The organism is Bacillus sp. 5mfcol3.1 (assembly GCF_900114335.1).
Taxonomy (GTDB): domain Bacteria; phylum Bacillota; class Bacilli; order Bacillales; family Bacillaceae_G; genus Bacillus_A; species Bacillus_A thuringiensis_S.
The window spans coordinates 832734-857665 of the sequence record NZ_FOST01000001.1; the positions used below are offsets into that span (position 1 = coordinate 832734).

A 24932-nucleotide genomic window follows, 5' to 3' on the forward strand; every position below is an offset into this window, starting at 1 on the left:
AATGGCATATCCGTTAAAGGGACTGACCTTACATTTACACTCTGCGTTAGCTAACCAAGGTTACTCACAGGGTGTAAATACAATCCCTGTTAATTCTTGGTTTGATTTAGCAAGAAAAGGGCATAACGGAAGTTTGATAAGTTTTAACTTTTCGCAAGATAAGACTTGGACAGGTATGAATATACTTACTGACCCTTATTCACTTTACTTTAACGGCCTTAACAATCACGTAGTAATCCCTAATCATTTGGAATTACTGCCAACAGACTCAGGTTTTACGTTTGAAACTTGGGTCAAACCAGTTAAGTCAGGTTATATCGCATCTTATGGTGCGGGGAGTGAACGAGGGTTTTCACTTTGTTTTGACTTAGATACTCGTGAAATTCGGGTTCAAATAACGACAGAAACAAAGAAAATGTCTTTTGTTTTTGCTGAAGTTAACATAAAGGCTTGGCAACATGTAACTTTGCTGTATGATGGGGAACGCTTATGGGGGATGATCAATGCAGCTCCGCAGGGCTTTAGTTTACCTGTATTAGGAGAATATATTAATACAAAGGCCCCATTAGTATTAGGTAAATCATCAACAGCAAATAATAGTTATTTTGAAGGGAATATAGCAACTTTTAGAATATATCAAAGGGCCCTTAGTTGGGATGAGGTAACGAATAGTTACAATGCAGGTTTTCTTATTACCGACAATAAAAGTGAACTATCTTCTAAGGGATTAGTATTATGGCGTGATGAGATAGAAGCTACCTTAAATGTAAGCATGATGTCTCGAGCAACAGCAAAATATGAGACAGCCAAAGTAGATAGTCAAAATATAAAAGGCTTCATAGATATTATGAAACCTGAAGATATGATAAGTTCTATTATAATTAATCCAAGTATTAGAATAGCCGCTAACTATGAGATTGATAAATTTGGAGAAGACGATTTATTTGCTACAATTAGTGTCACACATTTCCAAAAAGATTTAAGATGTACATTGAATATCAATCCTATCAGTTATATGCGTTCTGAATATAATATGGAGGGTTATGGATCTAGCGATTTTAAATCAGAAATTAGAGTATGTACACATAATAATCTAATTTCAAATATATCTATTAACCCTTATGCCAAATTAGTAGGTCATTATGGGATTGATGAGCAATATATTTCAAGTTTACTCTCTGAAGTAAATGTATTGACATATCCTGCACATTTAAAATCAAACATTATAGTGAATATGAAAGAAATTCATTTGTCTGCTAAGTATGAAACGGACAAAGCTTCATATCATGATTTTAAAGGTGCCATTTCTGTAACATATTTTAAAGATTTACCTTCCAATATTGGAGTTAATATAAATGTAGATAGATTAGTAAGGGCTACATACTTTACTGAGCCTTCGTATTATAGTGATCTTTATTCCGAGATTTTTGTAATGGGTACGAATAACTTGGAATCAAGTTTACACATCTCTACTACTTCATATATAAGAGCAACCTATGGAGTAGATGGTATTACCATTAGAGATTTCCCTGCAAATCTTACTGTAAGAGCTGTACAGGAACTTCTCTCTACTATTAACGTAACGACCCGTTCATCCATGAGAGCACAGTATGGTATGTCTGGGATTATCATAGATGATTTGGTTTCAAAAATTACTATTACTAGTCTTTCAGAGCTCGATGGTACCTTAACGGTAGCTGTAAAAGGAATAATGTCTGCCAGTTATGAAATTTCTCCAATCTTTATAGCAGATTTACCTATGGATTTAGGGATTAAAGAGTGGAATGAATTATATGGAGACATGTTCATTAATTTGAAAAACAGTATGATGGCTACCTATGAAATAGCGCCTATTTATTTTGAGTGGTTATCATCTGAGTTATCGATTAGAGTAACTGAAAATTTACACTGTAAATTGTTTGTCTCTAAGCCATTCGTATTAAGGGCTAGTTATGGCATGATGGAAAGGCCGAAGTTTAATATGAAACTGTATCCGAATAAGGATGCAGTTGTTCGTGAATTTTTTCCGAAATTAAACTATGGTTCAGAAACACAGATGTATATAGGTAGGACTGGATCACCGTTTCCTGAGAAATATCGTTCTCTTGTTGGATTTGATATTTCAACAATACCGACAGTAAATACTGAAATAGGTAAAGCTATTTTACGACTGTATTATGATGGGAGAGGACAAGGTTCTCAGTCTGTCCAGGTCACTGAAAGTAATAGTCAATGGAATGAAACAGGTGTAACGTGGGCTAATCAACCTCAAGCTGCAATAGATGGATTTTCCGTAACTAGAGTAATAGGTGGAGCAGCTAGATACGTAGAGTTTGATGTAACGCATTTAGTTAAGCAGTGGCATATATATGAAAAACCTAACCTTGGTTTCTTAGTGCGGGCAGTAGAAGAGTCCGAAAATTTATCTAGAGGATTTTATACAAAAGAAGCAATCGAGCGAAGACCAGAGTTAGAAGTTACATACTATGACATGCAGATATATTCTGATGATCATGCGTATGTTTCAGCAGAAATCACAATTATTCAGAATAAGGTAAAAGATTTAATTGGTAACATTCTTGTTAGAGATAATAAAGGATTTGGTAATCTAGCATCTAGTTTACATGTTCATCAACCTAGGGAGTTAGAATCCCGAATTTGGATTAACCATCCACAAATTATAGGTAGTATTGTATCTAGACAAAAAGATTTTAGTGAAATTCCTGCAAAAATAGCTATTAAAACAATAGGTGCATCTGACCTTGATGGTTATATTCGTGCCAATGAAATAGAAAAACGTTCGAGTATTTATGTTCTTTATAGAAATGATTTGAGCACTAATATTACCGCTCGTGTATGGGGGAACCCTATAGTTAATGGTGGGCAAATAGCCTCTACTATGAGTATTACTGAAAATAATAAAGTCTCTAGTGTTTATGTTCTTTATAGGGATGATCTCATTTCTAATTTTGATATAAGAGTAAGGTCTAATGATACTGACTTGCAAAATAATCTACTCATGGAATTTGAAATCACACGTAGTTTTGAGTTGCCTGGTAGTTTAGATGTTAAAGAGCGAGTTGAATTAGATAGTACAATTGGAATTAGGGTTGAAGAATGTACCGATCAACATTCTGAAATGTACGTTAAGTATAGAGTAGATTTAGAAGGTTATGGTAACATAGGAAATCCTAATTTAAAAACGTACATTAATGTTTGGGAGAAATCTTTATTAAATGGCCATGTAATTGCAAGACAAAATAATGAGAACAATCTTCCTGCGACTATTCATATTCCGCTAGGTGGGTGGGAGGAAATTCCTTCTTCAATTAATCTACGCATGATGTATGATGTTCCAGGTATTGTAACAGTAAACTCAGGTAATTTACAATCGTTTATTACGATTCCTATTAATGCGCAAAAAAATCTGGTTTCCATGTTAAATGCGCGAGTAAGAAGAAGCTCAGATTTAGACAGTATATTTGAAATAAATTCAGGTAACTTCTATTCAGAACTAACTGTAAGAGCTATAGGTCATATAGATTTTAGAGGTTATGTAAGAGTTAAACAAAATACTGAAGATAGGCTTCCGATTAAGGGGTATGTAAGGCCTTGGGTTAACTTGTTCTCTAGCATTACTGCTAGTAAGCCACGGTATAGAGATTTAGCCTCTTCTATTAGAATAAGACAAACTGGTGCAGTGATACTAGAAAACTCTATTGTAGTAAGGGTATGGGGTGACTCTTGGCTTGATGGCGGACAACTAGATGGAACAATAGCTATTCGAATATGCGATAACCAGAATCAAGAATCAAGTATTAGTATTAGACGAAGTGCTGAAATCGGATTAAATGGATTTATTCAAGCTAAACAAGTTAGTGATTTACCTTCCAAGATTGCCGCAAGACAAATTGCCTTAGCAGATTTAGCTTGTGAAATAGCTTGCTATGATCATTTTAATTTGTTCGGGAACGCTACTGTACGAGTATGGGGTGATTCTCAAACAGATGGTGGTTTACTTAATGGTGAAACTACCGTTAGACAGTCTTCGAATAGTAATCTTGTTGGTTTAGTTGAAGTATTTGAACATTACAGTGTAAATTCCACGGTTGTTATAAGGCAGAGTGATAAGGAAGATTTAAGTAGTAAAATTGCAGTAAGACGATCAGCTGCATATGATAAACTTGGAACAATAGCTGTTAGACAGTCCGATAAAAGTGACTTACAAGCTTACAATTTCTTTGTAAGACAAAGTGATGAATCACAGATATCGGTAACAGCTTTAATTAAGCGCGTTAGCAATTTAGAGAGTAGTATTGAGGTCGTAACAGCATATCCATATGCCTATATAATGTAAAAGAGAAAAGTAGCCTACCATTTCACTGGGTAGGCTATTTTTTATGATTAAATTCTTATAATTTCTATTGAATAAGATAATAAATTTATAAATATATGAATCATATAAATTCTTATGATTTTGTTGTAAGATCCAATTTTCATTGTCTAAAGAACTTTTAATGGTTTAATTAAAGTACCTTTTCTTAACGTATTGTATTGTAGATATTGTTTCTCTAAGAAAGGTGTAACCTTTTTATTTTTGAGTAATGTTAGAGGGAATATATACATTTTCTACTCAAATTCTTTAACAGCGTAAATATTTCCAATGTAGAAAGTTAGTTTTATGTATACTGACTTGAAATTGTTTTAACTTGTTTACGTAAGAAGCTAGATAAGCCTCAATGATAGAAAGTGATAGCTGCCTAAAGTTATAAGGATAAATGAAATAGGAATACGTTTTATCTCTGACAATATATGGAGATGGAAATTTTGAGTGTATTTCATGTGCAACATCTCTTTACCTTGTAATAATTCACATTAAGTTATGTCTAAGGTGGGAGAATTTCTAAAAGTAGGAGGCTATTATATATGCCTAAACAGAGAAAATACAATCTTGTTGAAATTGGTTTGATCAGTATAGCACTGTGGTGGGCAGTTCTATTGTTATCTCCCATTGCTACATTTAAAAATTCTGTTTACAGTACTATGGAGCAAGTTATGCCGGAACAGTTATGGGGCATGCAATGCTTATTTATATCTTTCTTCTTATTATATGGGGTGGCTACAGATAATAAGATTATTAGAAGTATTGGATTGTTAATTTCTATTGGATTTTGGACATTTGTTTCCGTTTCCTTATGGTTAAGTGATAGTGCTACAACAGGTACAAGTTATTTTGTTTTGGCACTTATGGCCGCAGGTCTCTATCTTAAGCTGATGAAAGTAGGTGACGGTTAATGAAAGATAGTTTAATTTCTGCAATTGCTTCTGTATTAGGCATGTTTATTACAGGAGGTTTTGGTTACTTAACTTCTAAGAACAAACCAACTTCTAACACCAGTATCGATACAAGTACAAACCGTCATTCTTTATCTGATGACGAAAGGCAGTTTCGAATTGAACTCAAAGATATGATGTTAACATATCAAAATCAGGTGAAAGAACTAACTCTAGAGGTTGCTAGATTAACAAAAGCGAACCTTCAATTAGAAGTACAAGTAAGACAATTAACGGCTCGTAATGAGAGTCTGGAAACGCAAGTGCATGAATTAACCACTGCGAATAGAGAATTAAAAGAAGAGGTACAAAGGAGACGCAATAGTATTACGGAATAAGGTGACTCCTTGGAAATCCATTCAGAATAATTAGTTATTTTAAAAACAAGGACTACCTCTATATGTTTTTATTTTAAATATATTTATTATTCTTAGTAAATGTTAAACCATTAAATATTCTTCTTATAATAATGCAAATCAAGTATTGCAATACGAGATTAATGTTCTTCGTTTTATTCAGGCATGAGGAGGTCTTGATGTGGGATTTAAGAAAAAATTTGAAATTGAAACGGATTATCTGGATGAAGGATCAACCAAGCGTCCTGGTAATCGTATTTATGTTCAATTTATTGTGGCACATGGTGTAGAGCATCCCAACTTAACAGCAAGAGAAAGTGTAGATTATTATCAACGTACACAGAATCAATCAAATACTGCGGTACATTTTCTCGTAGATGATAAACAAATTATTGAGTGTATACCTGCTGTGATACATGAACCAGAATATGCCTTTCATGTAATTTATGATGTTAATACTAGTAATGCATTATATGATACATGTGCTAATAATTCTGCCATCGGAGTGGAATTATGCTACGGTGAAAAAATTGATAAGGTAGATTCGTATAAGCGCTATGTTTGGCTACATGCTTATATTTGTTATAAGTTTGGACTAAATCCTCGCCGAGATATTATAGGGCATGATGTACTAGATTCTAAGCTGAGAAGTGATCCCACTAAAGGACTAGAATTTGTAGGTAAAAGCTTTAATCAATTCATTATGGATGTAGTAGACGAGTTTGAAAGTTGTACAAAGGAAACCAATATGATAGCTAAACAGATATCGGTCAAAAATGGAAAGTTATATACAATACGTGCAACTGATACGCTTCAGTCTTTAACCACACAATTTGGTATAAAAGCAGATTGTTTAAAAAAATTAAATCCAGAACTGGACATCCATGCATTGTATGAAGGACAAAGTATTTTAATCGAGCCAGGTTCACCTCAATTAGGCAAGAATTACATCAACATAGAACTAGAAGAGTATATGAGAAGCCCTCCTGTTCGACCATATCCAGGAAAGCCTATAAAACGAGGCGATAGGGGACGGAATATAGAGGCGATTCAAAGAACATTAAAAGTGAGTGTTGATGGCATATTTGGTAAGGAAACAGAAGAAAAGATCAAAGAGTATCAGCGTAATTCTAGTTTCTTATCTATTGATGGTGTAGTTGGTATGCAAACTTGGTATGCACTATTTTAAATTGGAGGAATAGAAAATGAATGACCTTTTACAGTCAATGCTAGAGAATGGAGCATTGTTAGTGATTTTAGCAATTCTAACAGAATCTCTTACAGAGATTCTAAAAAACATGATACCTAATAGAACTATTCAAGATCGTTTCACGTATCTGTTATCTATTTTTGTAGGTATTTCTTTAGCATTTGCTTTTAATTTAAACTTCTTTGACTTGAATGGATATGGAAAATATATATCCATTATATCTGCAGGATTATTGGCAAGTAGAGGAGCAAATTATGCGAATGGATTTTTGAAAAAATTTGATATTTTACGTTAAAGAAGGATGGGGTTAAAGTATGGGATATATTGTTGATATTTCAAAATGGAATAATAATATTAATTGGGCTGTGGCGGCGAAAAATTTAGATCTTGCTATTTGTCGTGTGCAATATGGTTCATTGAAACGTGATAAATTGTATAATCAGCATGTGCAAAAATTAGAAGCATATGGCGTCCCGCATGCAGCATATGCATATGGGTGTTATGTAAGTGTTAATGATGCAATTGTGGAAGCAAAAGATTTTATGGCACGAGTTAGTCCAAATGCTAGATTCTTAGTGTTAGATGTAGAAGATGATACACTCGCAAGTTGTGGACCAAGTAAATTAGCTGCAGCATCTCAAGCATTTATTGATACATGTAAAGCGGCAGGGTGGAAAGTTGGTTTATATGTAAGCCACCATATGTATGAAAAATATGGGTTAAGTAATATAAAAGCTGATTTTTTATGGGTTCCACGCTATGGCAATAAGCCGAAATATAGTTGTGATTTATGGCAATACGCAGACAATACAACAGGTGGGTATGTATCTGGAATTGGAAATTGTGATGTTAACCGTTTGAATGGCGATAAATCTCTTAAATGGTTCTTGGGAGAAGAGGAGAACAAACAGCATTATCGTATTTACGTTGGTGACTTTAATTCATCTGAATGGAAGAATGCTACTGTAAATAGAATAAAAGAAATCCTGCCTGGTTATGGTTTGTGGGAGGAAAATTTAGGTAATGACAGCTATAGGATTGTTGTGGGAGATTTTAATTCTAAATCATGGCTGGATGAAACATTTAATAAACTAAAGTCAGCTTTTCCTAGCTACGGTATGTGGATTCAGGAGCTTTAATAGATAAGCAGATTCTTTCAAATAAAGAATCTGCTTATTTTTATATATAGTTATATTGAATTTGATAGTAAGTAATAATTTTAATCTTCGATCAATTTAAATTATATACTCTCTTAATTTTTTTATTGTGAGCAGTTAGTGCATTCAGATAGGTTCTGTTCTAAGCGGCTTATAGCTTGTTGGCGGATATAATATAAAACCCGAGAGCTATACTTGCTTATATTATAACCACATACATCTAATAAATCTTTGAGTTGTTCTATATTCATTATACAGTTTAATTCTGACATTTCTTCTGCAATTAGTTCAATTTCACTTTCATATTTGGACAAACGTTTTGACTCAAAATTGTTATCTAATTTATTTTTTATGCGGTTTAAAGCACGATTAACTGTCATTGGATAGACATTTAATTTTTTTGCTATCTGTGAGTTATTGTTACCATCCATAATAAGATTGATCACTTGAGTTTCAAATTCGGATAAATCGGAGTTTTTAAGTAGATTTTCTACATAGATTTTATCCATTACTTTACTTTCATAACCTATTGAGTAATCCTCGGGTTCAAAGTTTTCAAGTGAATTTAAAGAGGTTAATTCTGAAGCGAATCGAAGAACATTTTCAATGCGCTCTACAGTAACATCAAGTAATATTGCTAATTCTTCAGCTTTTGGGAAATAACCTAGTTCATTTTCAACTTTCTCCATTTGTTTGAGTAGATCTACTGCACTTCGGCTTAATCGTACTAGTCTAGAATCATTATAGAGTAATTGATTAATTTCCCATATAATTGGCCGATAAATATAAGTTGTAAACTTAATTCCTTTATTAAAATCAAAATCTCTAATAGCTGTAATAACAGCTATATAAGCGTGTTGAAGTAACTCCTCTTCATCAACGTTGAATTTGCTTTTTAGGGATTCAATGCTTCCTTTGTAGTGAGCAATTATTGAGAAGAGAAATTCTTTATTTTCATATAAAAGTTCAGAGAGTAAATCAGAATCCTCTTGGCATGCTTTCAATAACACATTGTTATGCAAATCAGGTAAATTATCATTTCTAAGATCAATATATCTTTGGGAAGGCACTTTAATTCACCCCAACTCTATTAACAAAGAAAAAACTTTTGGTTAATTTTAGGATGTAAGATTGTGGTAACGAATCAAAGTATGAGTTTAACTTTAACTTATCCAAATTGAAATATAATAGCTTTATTAATTTGTCTTTTGTCATTTCTAAATCCTCCTGTTTGTTGAATCTGCATACTAACTGTCGTTATGAGAAGTTAATAGGTTGCGACGGAAAAAGTAGAAGGATTTAAAAAAGGGCAGGAGAAAATATAGGTTTATTGAGTGGATAAACGGAAGACACTTGTAAGTATCGAATTGAAGGTTAGCAAAAAACTATTTTCATTTTAGATTTTTAAAATCTTACAACTATTTTTAGGGATATTTCGATAGCTATTATGAAAAAGGAGGAGTAATAATTCTGTTTTATTCAAACAAAATTTCAGTTAAACAAAATTCAAAGCAAAGAAATTCTTTAAAGAGTAACAAAGCTGTTGAAAGTTTGCTTTTCTTAGGAGGTGAAGAAAGTGGCATTGACTCCACATGGTGATAGAATATACTGCGATAAAAAATTGGAGGATGTTATTTCTATTTTAGATGAAAACCTAGAAATTAAGATCGATGGAATTGTATACAATGTCATATTAAAGACAGGTGAATATAAAACTTATCATGAGCAATTTGAAAGTGAACTTCCTGAAATGATTACAACTATTTTTCGAGATAATAACATTCCTTTGTTTTGTAAATTAGGTGGGATATATGATTTTTCTAATAATCGTACTGTATTGGTGTTTGAGCACATGGATACAAAGAAACATCATGATATTAATTTAATTGGCGGCTCAGCATACAATTTGTTAATTGGAAAAGTATTAAATACGGAACCATTTGCAGATGGTACTTATTATAAATTTATGGAGATTCATAGCAATATTTTAGTGGTATATCCTGATATGTCTCAAATAATTTCTACAATATTAACAAGACAGTATGCAAGCTATACTCTTATTGGAACAGCTATTATTAGAAAGAGTATGTTTGACGAAATAAAAAGCTCTATTTATGTTGCAAGTGCATCGCGCTTAGAGGGAAGTATTTCAATTCGTAAATCAGGTACCTCTCATCTTAAAGGAATCATATCAATACCTATAGATGCTTCCCATGATATTGGCTCATTTTTAATTATTAGGAAATAAGTTCGCAACACTTTAGTTAAGTAAAACGACTATAAATATATAACTGTAAGGATAAATTCCATATCAAACTAATTAACTTATTGAAGCTTTAGAGTAAGATCAGGTGTAGATGAAAGATTATAATCTAGGAGGTATTTAAATATGAAAATAAATAAATTTAATGTTTCTGCGGTTTTTTATTTTAAAAGTGGTAATTCAAAGAAAGTTGATTGGCTGGAGGATAAGTTAATAAAAAAGTTAAAGAGTGAGACACAAGAAGTAACTGAAGGTCTTAGCTTAGAGGAAGCAGATGTTTTTTTTCAAAGTAAGTTTAAGGAATGGCAGGAAAATGGTACTACTATTATTCGAAAAAATGCTAAAGGTGAAAATTCTATCATATCCTTTGCAGAAGTTGAATATATGACCATGTTAGTTAGCTTAGCCAAAGATATCTCTCTAGCTACAACTGAGTTGAATGAAGATGTTTCTAAAGCAACAAGAAGTATTCAAGAACATCCTGCATTTAAAAAATAATAATGAACAGGGCAGCATCATTAAAAAATTACTTTATAGATTTGAAAATAAAGAGTTTTTCTTTTGGGAAGTTAAACAATATGACTATACAAAAAGCTAGAATTATTCTACAAAAAATTAAATAAAAAATTTTGTAAATCCTTATAATGAATGCGATACAAGAGGGAGGAGGATGAAATATGAGGGCAAAAGAAATTTTAACGAAGTTAGGCACTTTAGAGCAAAAGAGAGATGAGGTAAGTTCTGCTTTAATTGAGACTTCCTATAGAGAAGCAAAGTTAGTTTTGGAGGACTCTCTAAAGAAGTACCAGAAGAAAGTTGATGCTTTTCTTAATACAGAATTCGAGCCTTTATCATCAACAGCTTTTCTAATGGTTTCCCACAAGAATTTAAATCTCAACACGGGTGATCAAGTTCAGTTGAATGTAGAAGCTTTAACTAGTGATGGGGTTACAAGGAATGTTACTGCTGAACTTCGTCCGGCCATGTTATTTAAAGATATAGATAATTTATATAATAATAAAGGTTTAATTACAACGGTAGACATTAGTAATTATAAATACGAAGAACGAACAGTTGAAATAGTAAAGACTACCAATGGTTTTGGTGTGGGTGATGATAGAGAAACACAAGGATTACAAGTTATAGCAACGAATAAACGAAATGAATATCGAATTGTAAATTTAAATGGTGACTATTTAGGGATTACTTTCCAAACAGATGGTAAAGAAGAAGTTGGTGATAACTGGTTAATTTATGTATATTGGGCGAGTACAGGCACTACTTATTCTGTCAAAGATAAATATATAGCAAAGGTGAGCCCTGAAGGAATTGTAACAGGCCTTAGTGGAGGAACTACAGATATAGTCATTACAAATGGGGTGCATGAAGTATTTTTACCAATTACAGTCGTAGGAAATGAAGCCCCTGAACCACCAGCTATTACTTCTGTGAATAATATGGAAAGTGGAGTAGAAGTTAGATTTGATTATAGTACGTCACCTGATAGTGAGACTTATAACATTTTTGTAAATGGTGTATTAGTTTTAACAGGTGTTGAGCATTCACCTGCTAAATTAGATCATAACATTTTTAATGATAAAGTATCTGTAATTGAAATGACGGCAATTAATTTAGAGGGTAAAGAGTCTGAAAAATCTAATGCATTTCAATATAAACCATTAGATGAATTACCGACTACTTAAGATTTTTTAATGTGAATGTAAAAACATAGTACAGTATTTTTCATAAGGAAGTACGTATTATAGAAAGTTTAATATTTAAATTTGCTATAGAAAAAAATCGCAACTAAATTGATATATATTTCGACTACTATAATACCAGTATGAAATAGGAGAGGTAAACGATATGGAATTATCTAAGAAAATTAGTCGATTAGTACAGTTAATTCAAAGTGGCGAAAATTTGTCCATTAGTATCGACATTAATTCCGGACTTGCTAAAATTTGTGACATGGATTTTTCTATGGAAGAACAAAACAAAATTATTAATGGTCATATTGATAACACATGGCTGGTCCAATGGTTTAATTACTTGCGAAAGGCAATAAAAAAAGAATTAGAACAAGGTGAAAATAATGCCTTGAAACATGTAGATTTGCTTGAGGTACAACATTTGCAAGTAAGAGATAACATTGAGGGGAAAAGTCAATTGAATAAAAAGGCTAAGAATGCTTCTGAATCAGTTTCTAATAATGAGGCAGATATGAGTAGAAATCTTTATATTGCGGAGCTGGAAAAGAGCTATCGTAATATGGAGAATCGGCTTAAAAAAGCAGAAGATTATGTGAAATATTTAGTGAAACAACTAAATGTAAAAAATGTAACGGAGCAAAACTTACAGTATCCATTACATTTTTCTAATAGTAGCAACAAAATAGAAAATGCAATGAAAGTTAAGAATAAAGAGATTCAAAATGTTATTGATGCAATGAAAGATATTGAGGTACCTTATGGATCATTTATAAATCATCAAATTAACGAAGTGATTATAATTAAAATTCATAATGATTCAGGGATTAATTATATTGTATCAGGGGATTATGATTCAGCAATTTTAGTGTAGTTAATAAATGAGATTTAGAGGGTATGATTTTAAGGTTGGTGATAATTTAATATGCTATTAAATACATTTACAACGGATCAGTGGAAAAAGCATAGAGAAAACCTCGCTAGTAAGTTAAAGGAGATACATATCGAACATTCCATTAAGCGAATGGTAAGATATGATTCCACTTCACTTGGTTTACAAGATTACCATCTTTCTTTGGTATTTGATACTGAAAAAGAACGTCTCTATATTTGCAATAAAGCATCTAAAAGAATGATTGAAAGTACTTCTATAAGACGTTTGCAGGAAATAGAAATGGTGTTAGTAAATTGGTTAAAAGAAATGAAGGAAATTATTAAATAAATTTATATGAGGATTATGTTTAGGTTGAGGAGATATGGATAATAAAAAAGTTAAAATCTATAGATATTATAAGGGTGGAATTTATCTCGTTACTGGTAAGGGAAAACAAACAGGAACGGATGAAGAAATGGTAATTTATGAAGATGCTAAAGGAAATACTTGGATTGAACCTCAGAGTACTTTTATGGCGGATATTGAGGTATGCGGAGTAAAAGTTCCTCGCTTTGAGCATTTAGGTAATTTCTATAAAAGTAATTAAGGAGAGGGTTAATTTGTTAGGCAAGCGAAAATATATGGTTTCTGGTCATGATGCAGAAGGAAAATATGTAGAAAAAGAAGTTTGGGCTAGTTCTGCTCGTAATGCATTAAATATTTCTCAAGAGTGGAATGACGGTAATACATATACGGTAGCTCGTAAGGTTGGATGCGGCTGTGGTGGAAATTAAGTAGACATAAATGTATGCAAATATATAATTATTTTATATTAATATACGGTATAAAGAATTTATTGGCGTTCTTCCTTATAAATACTTTACAGGAGGTAGGAATAACATGTTTGAAATTAATACAGTTGAAGAATTTAAAGAAAAGATAGTAGAAGGGTTTGTTTTAGTTTATTTTTATACTACTTGGTGTGGCCCCTGTAAAATGATTACACAGGATATTAAGGAATTGTCAAAAGAAATTGACGATATTAAATTTATTCAAGTTAACGCTGATCAATTTTTAGATATCACTAAATTGTGTGAAGTTACTACGATTCCAACGCTTCTGTTTATGAAAGATGGTAAAAATATTGAAAAGAAAGTGGGATTTACTCCTAAGCAAGAAATTCAGGAGTTTATTGAGGCTAGTAAATTAGCAAGCCAAATGGAGGCTGAAGAGGAAGTATTAGAAAAAGATGCTTAAAGTGAGAAGAAACATGAAAAGGTAATACCACAAAGGTGTGTCATTTGACACACCTTTTCCTATAATGGGCTTACTATATTTAGTTAGGAGGTTACAATCGATATGCCTAAACTTAAAAGTATTATGAGATATGTTAAAGAAATAGATAAAATGATTAAAGATTTGCGTAAGGGTATGGCACATAGCCATCCATATTCAGTAGATGCTTTACGGCAATATGTAGATGAATTAGAAGCTATACGTGAAGTAATCATGGAATCAGGACTTGAATCTGGTGAAAACTTGGATACATTAATGTATAAAATCAGGGAATGTATAAGGGAGTGCGTGAGACCTTCTTATGCACGAAAACCACAAGTTTTACCTTATCCAAAACCGGATCCGTGGGTACCACCTGTTACAGTCACAGGGGTTAATATTATTTTCGTTGTGGATATTTCTGAATCCATGTTTGAAGGAGGGGGCCTTGAACCTGGAGGGCGTGTTAGAAACTTATTGGTTGCCACAGCAAATGAAATCGAACGTTATGCTAAAGCTGCTAAAATCCCATGTAAAGTATCATTAGTGGCCTACGCTGATCCAACAGACAGAGCAGGAGATAATAGACCGAACTTTTGGAGAATTCTACTGAATAAAAGTGTAGATGTACAAGGGTTAGCACAAGCATTTTCTGATATTGGTACGCTAACATTTAAGCGAGGATCGGATTTCCCTGAATCTGGTATGTCTGCAATTTATCATTCAATTGATCAAGTGATAGATAAAAGTGTAGTAAATGGTAAACCTGTAGAGAATTCTCTTATTCTTGTATCAGATGATAGACAAAAGTTAGAGGGCAGTAGCGAACCTTCACATCGCCTGTATAAAGAAGTTACATACGATCAGGTTGATGGGAAGCTAAATAGCCTTAAAGTATTTAATCGTTATGCATTAGTGCCTATGAAAACTATATATACAGTTCTTCCTGGAAGAAACGGACCTGGGAAAATAGGGCCAGGGAATTGGAATAGTCCTATCATTCCTTTCTTTAGACAGTGTAGAGAGTACTTCCATGTAAGTACTTTAAAAGATGTAAGCGATTGGATCACTTGGACATTAGATCCTACTAAGGCTCCGAAAAAAAAGTGAGGAGGAAGTGATAATGACAATTAGATTTGGAGATTTGTATGAGGAGATTTTAGCTATTGAAGATGCTATGCAGCGTATGAGAGATGATATAGCTAGTTCAGATTGTTCCTCTATTACAAAATGTCGTTTGGAAATAGAATTAGAGATGCTTGAACAAAAATTATATGAATTAGAACGTACAAATATAGATTTTGAATTATTAAACTTTGTTACAATTATAGAATCTATTGAAAGATGCTTTAATTGTATTGACATTCCAGGTGAATTATTTCATGATATAGCTCCTGCACCATATGATACAGCAAGCAATTGCGGAGGTAAAAAGAGACAATTATTACTTAAAGATATTGAATTAATTAAAGTGTTTGAGATGAGTACTAGAAAGCCCGATAAACGACCAAATGTATTTGAATTTGTTAAGAGCGCAATGCCGTATAAAATCCTTACAATTGCATCAGAGAAGTATATTGTATCGTATGACTCGTTACGTAATGGTATTGCGGTTAAAGGGTTCAATAGGCAAACAGGGGAGTCAGTAACGAACTTTGGAAATATTTCTAGAATTGATGTGAAATTAAATGATTCGGCGCGTCAGAAATATGGCGTAGAATGGGTAACTGCATGTAAGGTTTTATTAACAACACCTACACCAATGGTTAGTATTGCACCGTTATCGTTAGCTATTGATGGTAATCCGAGCACCATGCCTAGGGTTGAATATACAAATGAGGCAGAAGTTGAAATGGTATTTCAATTTTTTGTATAGATAATTAGGAACTATAAAGATAAAAAAACGTACAGAAGTGTACGTTTTTTTATTATCTCGTTTGATCAAAGTGGCAATTATAATGTTTAATTTATTTTCTATTAAATTCACCTAAAACGTTGAATTAAGGAAGTTGTTTATTTTCTGTTTAAATTGTTGATGAAATAATCTGTTCAGATCTACATCACTATTAGAAAACTCTTTAATTTCTTCGATTGAAAATGTACCACCCCAATATGGAGAGGTATGAATATCCGAACGGAATGTCACTCCTAAATGGGTAGAAGGAATGGCATTTAGCATGATGTTTGAAATTTCTTTTAAAACGTCTTGGGAAACATCTTGTGGTACATCAAAGATTAATTCATCATGTATCTGTAATACGATGTGTATATCATGCTCTTCAAGTATAGATTTGAAATTCTCCTGTAGCCATTCATCTCTATCTAAGCATTTTGTACCATCTGGCCGGGTGGGATAAAATAAATTTACCATGGCTTTTTTAACTTGTGTCGCAGACGTTCCTTGTATTTTAAAGTTACAACTTTGCCGTTTTATTTTCTCTAATCTCCAATCTGAATTTTTGTTCTTAAAGGTGGAAGAATTGGTAGCTTTTAATATTGTTTCTTTAAAACGTCTTTTTCTACCAAAAAAATCTTTTACATAACCATTGGTTAAAACTTCTCTATGTGTTTCAGCTTCCCATCTTAAAAAGTTGGGTAATTGTTTTTTAAATTGATTAATTAACGAGGTCGCTGCTACTTTTGTAATATTTAATTGATCAGATAAGCCGATTTCTGTTATACCATATAAGGTCACTTAAACCCCTTAGTTTCCTAAGGGAGTGGACTATACCTTAGCAACTATTTTAAGCTGCTTCTCACATTAAGCGAACTCGTTAGATTGGTTGTTTATTAACCGCGGAACGCTATAAGTCTCTGCACCTGCCATTCAAATGAACGCTTTGGCACAGGATTACCATATGCTTATACACTTAGGTTTCCCTGTTTTGAGTGAGATTTTAATTCGGCAATCCCTTTACCGAATACAATGCTTTTCATTTCTTTTCTAAGCAATTCAAAAGCATTTGCTAGAGTAGGAATGGTAGTACTATTTAGTTCCTTCATATTATATATCTTCAAGATATATAGACATTCTGGAGTATCTGACCATTTATTTATAAGCTGTTTTATATGATGCTGAGTCTCTTTTAGTGTCTCTCTTTTATAATTTCGAATATCCTCAAACAAGTGATAAGTAAATCCCTTAATTTGGCAAGTGATTTGACTATGTACATCTAAACCTTTCTTAAAGGCTTCAATTAGTACCGGTTCTTGTGTTACTATTGCGAGCCAACGTAATTCTTGTTGTATGTATACCGCCATTTTCATGGTATTTCAACACTCCTTAAAGGAGCCGGATTAGACTATACCTTCTGTTGCATTCCTGCAAATAATGGGCGAATTTTGTGACTACTAAGCCCATAGCCTACCGTATAAATGAGTTCGATTGATTTATCAATTCTGGTTGATAGACGACTCATTATTTTGTTAACTATGAATCGAGATGATAATTAACAAGCAGTCGTTGCACTTCTTGTCACTAGAAGCACAGGATTCGCTCCACCGTTACATGAGGGCGTTCCCTGTTTTGAGTAGGTTTAGATTAACGACTTCAGCCAACGTTTTGTAAACTGAAGTCAATACTGGTGAACAATCTACCTCTTTCTGCTCTAAAGGCCATACGTATAAAATCAGCTTTACTTGGTACTTGTTGTCATTGTAGTAATGCAAGGCTCTTTATCCTTGCTCTCTTTTTTCAAAGAGTATCGGACTATATCATCACCCTGTTGTAGAAGGGTGGATCGCTTTCGTGCTTATTTCGCCTGTTCTAGGTTAATTTAAGTAGTCTCTGCACCTTTCTAATATCCCTATTAGACTTGGCTCAGGATTGACATAGGTAATTACCCTTAGTTTCCCCTGAATTAACGATCTGCTTACACATAAAGTCACCTTTATGCAGCCCACAACTTTAGGTTTGGTGACGAGCAACTCATACGGCCTGTTTTAGTTCCTACAGAGTTATAGATAGGATGGATTTTATTATCAATAGTACCTTGTTGTTCTTTGGGTAGGGAGTCACAAAAAGAACTTATTAATTTCACTAAGCGACGATATTCTAGAATTAGAGGAATTACAGGATGCTTTGATAGATTATGTATCAGCGTTTTTCTATCTGTTTTTAGTTTGGAAATCACACTTTTGCAACCTTTGTCATATTCCATGATAGGTTTTAGAATAGCATTATCAATATAAAGTTTTTGGGCCAAATGGGCTGGAGAATTTATATTAAACAAAGTGCTTGTTAATTTATTTACGCCATTATATTTATTTTGTTGCTTAGGTGGGTGTATACAATTATTTAATGTGATAGTGGAACCTAGGTAATTCAATATTTCTTTTTTTACGGATTGTAATTTCGTTTGGAGTATTTGTTTTACATCATTACTTAGAAATTCTTCACTAATTTTAATTCCTTTTCTTTCAGCGGTAGTAAGTACGGCTATTAAAGGCATCTCTATTTCCCTAAATAATTTATATATAGAAACAAGATTAAATTTAGGGTTTTCAAAAATTCTTTTCTGATACTCGAATACAGACTTTAGCATAAAAATATCATAGCAAGCGAAGTAGGTAGCTACATGATGTTGTAGCTGATCATAGAGTGTCTTTTCAATCATATACTTTTTTCTATCAATGGTATTTAAAATGGTTCCATTTGAAATAAGACGAGGTAATACATATTCTTTATACCATTCTTTTACACCTTTTGGATGGTTCTCATTTAATAGGCTTGCAGCTATCTCAGTATCCCAAAAGATATTATATGTAATGTCAAAATCACACCAATTATATAGAGCATGAATGTGTTGCTTACTGTTACTAAGTATTAATAAGGTATCTTTCTCTAATAGTGGTGAGAGTTTTTTCATCGTGTATTCTAGACTTAATGTAGAGATATGCTGTGATAATCCATGTTTAAAAGGCTTAATAGGTATATAAAAAAAACTGTTATCAATAAATCCAATCGTAATTGAGATGATTGAGTCTTTAAAAGGATTAAAACCAGTGGATTTCGTATCAATAAATGTATAAGCTTGCGAATGTAAGGTTTTATACACCTTATACTTGGTAATAAATTCTTCAAATTGTTCAGGTGTATGTATTAAATAGTAATTTGAAGGTAGTTTTACTGAATGATTAATTCCGTGAACATATTGATTTTGTTTTATCGTAATCTTTTTTTTCTCATTTTTTTTTATACGAGTTTTTTGTGTGCTTTCTTTTACTTCGCGCCTATTTAATAGTGTAAAAATGTCCTGATTGGATTCATTTGATTTAAAAAACAAAATTTACAACTCCTTACTTCAAAAAGGGACGAAATAATCGTCCCTTTCTATATTTAATAATAGAAATTAAAATTCCATACTGTTTTCTAAAATGGTAATTTATGATTAGTAGTTCTCAATTGTTCCTTTTCATCAAAACCTTCAGTAGCCAATGGAAGAGTAGGGGAACTACATTGAAACTGTGCTTGCTGTAAATTATATATTGTTGATGCTGCATTCATAAATTCTTGGATTTCATCAGGACTATGAGAAGTTATATATGTTGATATATCAAGCATTTCAATTTCATTAAAGTCTGGTTTCTTTAATATAGGTTCTTCATCCACTGAAGTATAATGGTATGGTTTAGCTGAATAAGTGGTATCATTAGCACCTGTTCCACTTCTAGAAATAGTGACAAAGTCTTTTGTAGGATCAATCATGTAAAAATTAAAATCTGTGTGTAATTTTTGAATGTGAGTTTTCGCTAAAGAGACTAGCTTAATCTTATTATCTAATGGATCATATACACGTAATTTAATCTTTAAATTCGGATATTTACTCGGATTAACGTGACAAAGGGGGCACACACCTGTCCCTGGACAACGTATATATTTGGGTTTTAAGGTGGGTTCATAATGCTCGCGAATACCAACCAGATTTTCATACCAATCGATAAATAAAAGTGTAAGTGGTTTTTTATCTTTAAACGTAAGAAAGGTATTTCCCACTTTTAAAATTGCATCTAATCCTTTTATTGTTGTCATACTTTATTTCCTCCTTAAATTGACAGGATATATAATGTTATTAAATTGTTATATATCGGTATAAAGGTTTATTTAAATTAATTTTGTTTATTCTATTTATATAAATAAACAGAAATTAATTTTTTAAATGCAGACTGTAAGTTATAAATCTAGCTAATATTTAATAGTAACAAATCAATAATTAAGCTTAATAATTTTCCAGTAAAGTTCATGTAATGAAGTGTTATATATAAAAGAAGGCTGAAATCTAATAAGAAACAGATAAAACGCCTTTGAAAATTATTGTCGATGTTGTATACTAGTTGTATATACTAGACTAATTAATAGTTATCGTAATAACTAATTAAAAAGTTGCGGAATTTATAATAAAAATAAAAGTTACTTTTGTTTACAAAATGTTCTTAATTATTTTACAATATTTTTAGGTGATTGTTGTTTGAGATAGTAGGGAACTAAGTATATTAACAACAATAAATGCTACGCAATTTCTTTAATGCTCTTGTTGAGTGCGATTTATTAATTTTAAGTTCGTTTGCGATTTCAGCTAAATTCATACAGACTCCTAAGCCGTCATATAGCATGTATTCGATAACATGTTGTTCAGTCGGAGTAAATTTATTTCTATGTATTTCATAATCTGCTTTAACAATTGAGAATTCATATCCTTGTTCGTAAGACTCTTGGCAAAATGTAGGGCAATTGTTTTCACTAGATTCGTCTTCAATAAATCCATCACAATAAAATACAGAAGTCGAATTTTGTTCTACCATTCTATTTGTATAACGATAGTAATCAACCACGGTTCTTTTAATAATTGTTTGACAGAATGAAGGTAGCTTTTCAGATGGAACTGTTGTTTGTTGAAGAGATTTCATTATGCGCAAGATACAATCTTGTTTCACATCCTCTTTGTCTTGATTTCTCACTTTAAATAATTCGAAATTAAAAATTTTAGCTATAGATTCAGAGTTTAGTATTTCCATTATTAAATCTTGAAAGTTTATAGTTGCTGTGTTCATTATATAAATCCCCTTTATTTGAATGAATTAAAATTTACTGCTTAGTAAACTAATTGAATTTGTATTTAATTTATCTAGTAATCCCATTTTAAGTAAGTCATTGGAGTCGATTTTTGAATCTTCAGTGAATTGGGGTGGATAGAGCGTATGATTGACCGTGAATCCTTCCTGTATTAATTGTTTTGTTGCTTTTTGTGTTGCATCTTTTCCAGCTTTGTCATTGTCAAAAAATAGATCAACAATCTCTATACCTGCTAGATGTAATTCGCGTATTTGGTTTTTAAATAATAATTTCCCATTAATTGCAACAGCAGGAATACCTACTTGATAGTTACTCATTACATCTATAGGAGATTCTACGATACGAACTCTTTTAATTCGATTGGCTGATGTACGTAATTGATTAATTAAATGAAGTCCAAATAAAATATCTTTTTTGTTTGGTAATCCTTCGTTGATAAATTTTGAACCCTTATAATTGCTTCCAATTTTTCGTTTTTGTAAAAAGCGAAGATCCCCTTTTCGAGTACGCTGCGGAAATACTATACATTTATTTCTGACATCTATTTTTATTTCGTAAGTATCTAAAGTCTTCATGTTTATTCCACGCTGATTAATTAAATAGGACATTGCTACATTGTAAATCCCTTGATTTTTAAATTTTTCCGCATCCAATTTTTTGAGTGTTTCTTCGGATAACGTATTTGCTTTTATACATTTTTTTCTTGTAGCTAAGAGTTTTGAAATGTCTAAAGGTTTACGATTGTTTTCAAAATAGTAATTCGATAATAGGGCTTTTAATCCGTTGCCTTGTTCTAAAACAAAAGCGGTTTCAATTACACAATCTATGGTTCCTAAGTATCCACAACAGAAACAGTGTGTGTGATAGGGAGGGGTTTTAGAAATACCAAATGATGGTCTTGTTTCTGTATGATTCGGACAGCAACACATTATATAATTGCCGTTATCATTTTTCTTTGAAAATGCTGCATGGTTACTTTGATATCTAAGGGAATACTGATACTTAAAACGCAAATCATCTATTAGATTTGGTATATCAAGTGATGTATTTTCGAGAATTTCTATATTTTTTGCTTTTTGCATGTATTTTCATCTCCATTATTAAGACTAGAAGAACTGTTTTTCATACTGATTGTTTATGGTACTAATCAGTCCGGTATCAAAGTTATATCGCACAATGAAACTTTGACCACTAGCATTGCCACGATTTTTTATAACCTGTACTTTAAAGGTAGTTTCATTTATTTTGATAATAGATATACCTTTGCTAGCATCTTGGAAAATTGCATAAGTTTCCCCGATATCTTCACCAGTCATCGTGCTATCATTTAGACTTTTTTTTATTCTTTTAGCGGACTCTCTGTTAGCTTGTGCTACTACATAACCTGGAATTCCTGTTCCTAAAATCATTTCACGTACTGCTGCTGATATATCAAATAATCTTTGTCTTAAATCCCCAAAATTATTATTGGAGCTATTTAAACGTACTTTGGATAATTGATCTAAAACAAAGCGAGTATGTCCTTCAGACTCAAGGATGCGTTGTATTTCAGTAACTGTATAGGGGCGACCACCATTTTTTTGAATATCATAGATGACCATATCTTTTTGCTTTTTCTTTAGTTGATCTAAAAAGAAGATATAACGGTCTTTTTGTTCAGCTGACATAGTACCACGTTGTATGCCTAAATTTGATACACCAGCCAGGACATGATCCCAATTTCGGGCAATTTCTTCGGCACGTTGTTCTAAAGCAAAGTATGCAGGGAAATCCCACTCGATATTACTATTCCAAGCGGACATTAACATAAATGAGGATATTAATGTTTTTCCCATGTTAGATGGTGCGAAAACAAGAAAATAATCAGTTTCTTGCCCATCACTTACTAATCCATTAGTCACTAAATCTAATGTTTTAAAGCCTGTAGTCGCTCCTAAAATTTCATTTTCATCTCTACCATGAATTGATAAGTATTTACTCTTACGTGTATCCGCCATTCCAGTATATGAGTATCCTTTGTTGTCAATATTCGCAAGTTTTAACATATTCGTGGCATTTAATTTAATATCTAAAATAGCTTCTACAGTTTTCTTTTCAGCGACAAGGTTTGCTGCTTTTTGAAGAAAGGGCTTGAATTTTCTATGTAACCAATCTTCTTTAAGAGCATCTACTACAAATTCTGTTTTTTCTAATTCGACCATTTCAAATTCTTCAAATATATTCATTACGGTTTCTATTGTTGGAAGTTGTTTTTGTGATTTTTTAAAATTTTTAATGTAATTAAAAATATCTTTATGTATAGGAAAGTGTTCTTCATCAAGACCATTTTTATCAACTGAAGACCAATCTTTGTTTTCTAATATATGGTTTAATAGTTGTAATTCTTCAATGGATGGCATAATATAGACTCCTTTTCATCTAATCTCGACATAATAATCGATGTGATAATGGAAATAGTTGCGATTTTTTTAATAACAAAACACGGAACTTATGTTCGTTTTTAGGGCGAAAAAATAAAACGTATGTTCTTTTATGATTTGAAATAAAACGTATGTTCTATTTTTACCGAAAAATAAAAGAACTTATGTTCGTTTTTGGGGCGTAAAAGAATAGAAGATTAAATCAGATCCCTAATGGAATAAAGCATCTTACTATCCAAAACAGATATTGATGCTTTATTAAGTTCTGATTAACTTCTTTTGTTTTACGGGTATTTATATATAAGGATTTAATGCATTTCTACTCAATTCATAAGCTGAAAATTTAATCATGTAAATTAGTATACTATGGAAATATATTAATTGTAATACTATTTTTACATATTTATCATATTATTGTTAAATGGATTCTAGAAAGAACCCGTTACATGACGAGATCTTTATATAATTGGCTTCAGAATATAACTTTTTTCTTGTCTTCTATCACGACCTCCTAATTGATATACAACAGTATTAAATAGCATACGAGATGTAATAATATCCCCAAGACAATTCTCTTGTTCTAATAGTTGGAGTGTAAGATTAGAAGTGAAAAATGTTGATTTTTTGTTTTCTTTACGAAAATCAATCACATCATAAGTAAAATCCTTAATATAATTTGTAAATCTTCCATTTCCTATATCATCAAGTATTAGTAGGGGAACCGTCTTCATGAGTTTTACTTGTTGTAAAACTTTTTGTGTGAAATCTTCATCATTTAATTGATAAATTTGCCGTAGATCATTTGCCCATGAACCATACTTAATATAGAGTACAAGCGGAGACTCAAAATTAAATAAAGAAGGATTCATTACTGATTTAAATATATATTCCATTGCAAAGGCTATAGCAGTATATGATTTACCAGTTCCTTTTTGTGGATGTATAAAAGCGAGATTATTTCCATTCTTAACAATTTCCTCTATTGAATTAAAAGTATCTATAATGTAATCTTTGTACATTTTGTTATCCGTGTCTATTATAAAATTTCTTTTATTTGCATTTTGATATTCTAAAGGAATCTGAGAAAGCTTTATAGCTTGATTAAGTAAGATATAACCGCCACACTCAGGATTTATCGTATAATCCTGTGGCAGGGGAGTAGTACCATTTCTACGTTGGCACCAATCTCTAACGACACATTGTGCACAAGTAACATAAGGTTCATTCAATATTCACACCACCCATTATGCTTATAAATTATT

At 32.1% G+C, this 24932-nt stretch carries 25 protein-coding genes; 16 read left to right on the forward strand and 9 right to left on the reverse strand.

Annotated elements, in window-relative coordinates:
• Window position 1 precedes the first annotated feature (1 nt).
• The 6 genes from BM089_RS04405 to BM089_RS04430 all read left to right on the forward strand — a co-directional run bounded on the left by BM089_RS04405 (window position 2) and on the right by BM089_RS04430 (window position 8039).
• Window positions 2-4357 (forward strand): DNRLRE domain-containing protein, encoded by a 4356-nt coding sequence (locus tag BM089_RS04405; protein WP_090976078.1) that lies wholly within the window; start codon window positions 2-4, stop codon window positions 4355-4357.
• 569 nt (window positions 4358-4926) lie between these two features.
• On the forward strand, window positions 4927-5295 hold the full coding sequence (locus BM089_RS04410) for a hypothetical protein (RefSeq protein ID WP_090976080.1): 369 nt from the start codon (window positions 4927-4929) through the stop codon (window positions 5293-5295).
• Complete coding sequence (locus BM089_RS04415; protein WP_000655296.1) at window positions 5295-5672, forward strand: hypothetical protein; 378 nt, start codon at window positions 5295-5297, stop codon at window positions 5670-5672. The genes BM089_RS04410 and BM089_RS04415 overlap by 1 nt, the downstream gene beginning before the upstream one ends.
• Before the next feature lie 199 nt (window positions 5673-5871).
• On the forward strand, window positions 5872-6879 hold the full coding sequence (locus BM089_RS04420; protein WP_090976082.1) for an N-acetylmuramoyl-L-alanine amidase: 1008 nt from the start codon (window positions 5872-5874) through the stop codon (window positions 6877-6879).
• 16 nt (window positions 6880-6895) lie between these two features.
• Complete coding sequence (locus tag BM089_RS04425; RefSeq protein ID WP_000998963.1) at window positions 6896-7195, forward strand: hypothetical protein; 300 nt, start codon at window positions 6896-6898, stop codon at window positions 7193-7195.
• A gap of 19 nt (window positions 7196-7214) precedes the next feature.
• Window positions 7215-8039, forward strand: a complete 825-nt coding sequence (locus BM089_RS04430; RefSeq protein ID WP_090976084.1) for a GH25 family lysozyme — start codon at window positions 7215-7217, stop codon at window positions 8037-8039.
• A 122-nt stretch (window positions 8040-8161) separates the two neighbouring features.
• On the opposite strand, the gene BM089_RS04435 is transcribed toward BM089_RS04430, so the two are convergent.
• Window positions 8162-9127, reverse strand: coding sequence for a sigma-70 family RNA polymerase sigma factor (locus BM089_RS04435; protein ID WP_090976086.1), 966 nt, complete (start codon window positions 9125-9127; stop codon window positions 8162-8164).
• A 506-nt stretch (window positions 9128-9633) separates the two neighbouring features.
• On the opposite strand from BM089_RS04435, the gene BM089_RS04440 reads away from it, so the two are divergent.
• From BM089_RS04440 to BM089_RS04480, 10 genes are all read left to right on the forward strand, one after another.
• The gene (locus tag BM089_RS04440) at window positions 9634-10305 is read left to right on the forward strand and encodes a hypothetical protein (RefSeq protein ID WP_090976089.1); all 672 of its coding nucleotides are present in this window, start codon (window positions 9634-9636) and stop codon (window positions 10303-10305) included.
• A 141-nt stretch (window positions 10306-10446) separates the two neighbouring features.
• Window positions 10447-10818, forward strand: coding sequence for a hypothetical protein (locus BM089_RS04445; RefSeq protein ID WP_090976091.1), 372 nt, complete (start codon window positions 10447-10449; stop codon window positions 10816-10818).
• Between the two features lie 179 nt (window positions 10819-10997).
• A complete protein-coding gene (locus BM089_RS04450) occupies window positions 10998-12023 on the forward strand; it encodes a hypothetical protein (protein WP_090976093.1) in 1026 nt (341 codons plus the stop codon).
• A 163-nt stretch (window positions 12024-12186) separates the two neighbouring features.
• Complete coding sequence (locus tag BM089_RS04455; protein ID WP_090976095.1) at window positions 12187-12903, forward strand: hypothetical protein; 717 nt, start codon at window positions 12187-12189, stop codon at window positions 12901-12903.
• 51 nt (window positions 12904-12954) lie between these two features.
• Entirely contained in the window at window positions 12955-13251 is a 297-nt protein-coding gene (locus tag BM089_RS04460) for a hypothetical protein (protein WP_046945444.1), read from the forward strand.
• A gap of 34 nt (window positions 13252-13285) precedes the next feature.
• Window positions 13286-13510, forward strand: coding sequence for a DUF1653 domain-containing protein (locus BM089_RS04465; protein WP_000369000.1), 225 nt, complete (start codon window positions 13286-13288; stop codon window positions 13508-13510).
• Window positions 13511-13523: 13 nt separating this feature from the next.
• Complete coding sequence (locus BM089_RS30960; protein ID WP_000900867.1) at window positions 13524-13697, forward strand: hypothetical protein; 174 nt, start codon at window positions 13524-13526, stop codon at window positions 13695-13697.
• Between the two features lie 106 nt (window positions 13698-13803).
• A complete protein-coding gene (locus tag BM089_RS04470) occupies window positions 13804-14160 on the forward strand; it encodes a thioredoxin family protein (protein ID WP_046945443.1) in 357 nt (118 codons plus the stop codon).
• 102 nt (window positions 14161-14262) lie between these two features.
• On the forward strand, window positions 14263-15288 hold the full coding sequence (locus tag BM089_RS04475; RefSeq protein ID WP_090976098.1) for a vWA domain-containing protein: 1026 nt from the start codon (window positions 14263-14265) through the stop codon (window positions 15286-15288).
• Between the two features lie 13 nt (window positions 15289-15301).
• Complete coding sequence (locus BM089_RS04480) at window positions 15302-16054, forward strand: hypothetical protein (RefSeq protein ID WP_090976100.1); 753 nt, start codon at window positions 15302-15304, stop codon at window positions 16052-16054.
• A gap of 111 nt (window positions 16055-16165) precedes the next feature.
• Here the strand turns inward: BM089_RS04480 and BM089_RS04485 are convergent, their stop codons facing one another.
• From BM089_RS04485 to BM089_RS04520, 8 genes are all read right to left on the reverse strand, one after another.
• A complete protein-coding gene (locus BM089_RS04485) occupies window positions 16166-16873 on the reverse strand; it encodes a DNA polymerase (RefSeq protein WP_090976102.1) in 708 nt (235 codons plus the stop codon).
• Window positions 16874-17040: 167 nt separating this feature from the next.
• Entirely contained in the window at window positions 17041-17445 is a 405-nt protein-coding gene (locus BM089_RS04490) for a DNA polymerase I (RefSeq protein WP_090976104.1), read from the reverse strand.
• Between the two features lie 623 nt (window positions 17446-18068).
• Window positions 18069-19463, reverse strand: a complete 1395-nt coding sequence (locus BM089_RS04495; protein ID WP_090976106.1) for a DNA polymerase — start codon at window positions 19461-19463, stop codon at window positions 18069-18071.
• An 86-nt stretch (window positions 19464-19549) separates the two neighbouring features.
• Window positions 19550-20209: a hypothetical protein gene (locus tag BM089_RS04500; protein WP_046945437.1), complete on the reverse strand. Its 660-nt coding sequence runs from the start codon at window positions 20207-20209 to the stop codon at window positions 19550-19552.
• 461 nt (window positions 20210-20670) lie between these two features.
• Complete coding sequence (locus BM089_RS04505; protein WP_046945436.1) at window positions 20671-21228, reverse strand: RNA polymerase sigma factor; 558 nt, start codon at window positions 21226-21228, stop codon at window positions 20671-20673.
• A gap of 27 nt (window positions 21229-21255) precedes the next feature.
• Window positions 21256-22332: a toprim domain-containing protein gene (locus BM089_RS04510; RefSeq protein ID WP_090976108.1), complete on the reverse strand. Its 1077-nt coding sequence runs from the start codon at window positions 22330-22332 to the stop codon at window positions 21256-21258.
• Between the two features lie 24 nt (window positions 22333-22356).
• Entirely contained in the window at window positions 22357-23649 is a 1293-nt protein-coding gene (locus BM089_RS04515; RefSeq protein WP_090976110.1) for a DnaB-like helicase C-terminal domain-containing protein, read from the reverse strand.
• A 479-nt stretch (window positions 23650-24128) separates the two neighbouring features.
• On the reverse strand, window positions 24129-24899 hold the full coding sequence (locus BM089_RS04520; RefSeq protein WP_046945433.1) for an ATP-binding protein: 771 nt from the start codon (window positions 24897-24899) through the stop codon (window positions 24129-24131).
• Between the last annotated feature and the right edge of the window lie 33 nt (window positions 24900-24932).

Excerpts from the sequence above, each read along its gene's own strand:
- BM089_RS04480 (WP_090976100.1), top strand. The coding sequence starts at position 15,302 with ATGACAATTAGATTTGGAGATTTGTATGAGGAGATTTTAGCTATTGAA.
- BM089_RS04450 (WP_090976093.1), top strand. The coding sequence starts at position 10,998 with ATGAGGGCAAAAGAAATTTTAACGAAGTTAGGCACTTTAGAGCAAAAG.
- BM089_RS04430 (WP_090976084.1), top strand. The coding sequence starts at position 7,215 with ATGGGATATATTGTTGATATTTCAAAATGGAATAATAATATTAATTGG.
- BM089_RS04500 (WP_046945437.1), bottom strand. The coding sequence starts at position 20,209 with ATGACAACAATAAAAGGATTAGATGCAATTTTAAAAGTGGGAAATACC.
- BM089_RS04490 (WP_090976104.1), bottom strand. The coding sequence starts at position 17,445 with ATGAAAATGGCGGTATACATACAACAAGAATTACGTTGGCTCGCAATA.
- BM089_RS04405 (WP_090976078.1), top strand. The coding sequence starts at position 2 with ATGGCATATCCGTTAAAGGGACTGACCTTACATTTACACTCTGCGTTA.
- BM089_RS04415 (WP_000655296.1), top strand. The coding sequence starts at position 5,295 with ATGAAAGATAGTTTAATTTCTGCAATTGCTTCTGTATTAGGCATGTTT.
- BM089_RS04470 (WP_046945443.1), top strand. The coding sequence starts at position 13,804 with ATGTTTGAAATTAATACAGTTGAAGAATTTAAAGAAAAGATAGTAGAA.
- BM089_RS04510 (WP_090976108.1), bottom strand. The coding sequence starts at position 22,332 with ATGCAAAAAGCAAAAAATATAGAAATTCTCGAAAATACATCACTTGAT.
- BM089_RS04465 (WP_000369000.1), top strand. The coding sequence starts at position 13,286 with ATGGATAATAAAAAAGTTAAAATCTATAGATATTATAAGGGTGGAATT.
- BM089_RS04410 (WP_090976080.1), top strand. The coding sequence starts at position 4,927 with ATGCCTAAACAGAGAAAATACAATCTTGTTGAAATTGGTTTGATCAGT.
- BM089_RS04515 (WP_090976110.1), bottom strand. The coding sequence starts at position 23,649 with ATGCCATCCATTGAAGAATTACAACTATTAAACCATATATTAGAAAAC.
- BM089_RS04475 (WP_090976098.1), top strand. The coding sequence starts at position 14,263 with ATGCCTAAACTTAAAAGTATTATGAGATATGTTAAAGAAATAGATAAA.
- BM089_RS04425 (WP_000998963.1), top strand. The coding sequence starts at position 6,896 with ATGAATGACCTTTTACAGTCAATGCTAGAGAATGGAGCATTGTTAGTG.
- BM089_RS04455 (WP_090976095.1), top strand. The coding sequence starts at position 12,187 with ATGGAATTATCTAAGAAAATTAGTCGATTAGTACAGTTAATTCAAAGT.
- BM089_RS04505 (WP_046945436.1), bottom strand. The coding sequence starts at position 21,228 with ATGAACACAGCAACTATAAACTTTCAAGATTTAATAATGGAAATACTA.
- BM089_RS04445 (WP_090976091.1), top strand. The coding sequence starts at position 10,447 with ATGAAAATAAATAAATTTAATGTTTCTGCGGTTTTTTATTTTAAAAGT.
- BM089_RS04460 (WP_046945444.1), top strand. The coding sequence starts at position 12,955 with ATGCTATTAAATACATTTACAACGGATCAGTGGAAAAAGCATAGAGAA.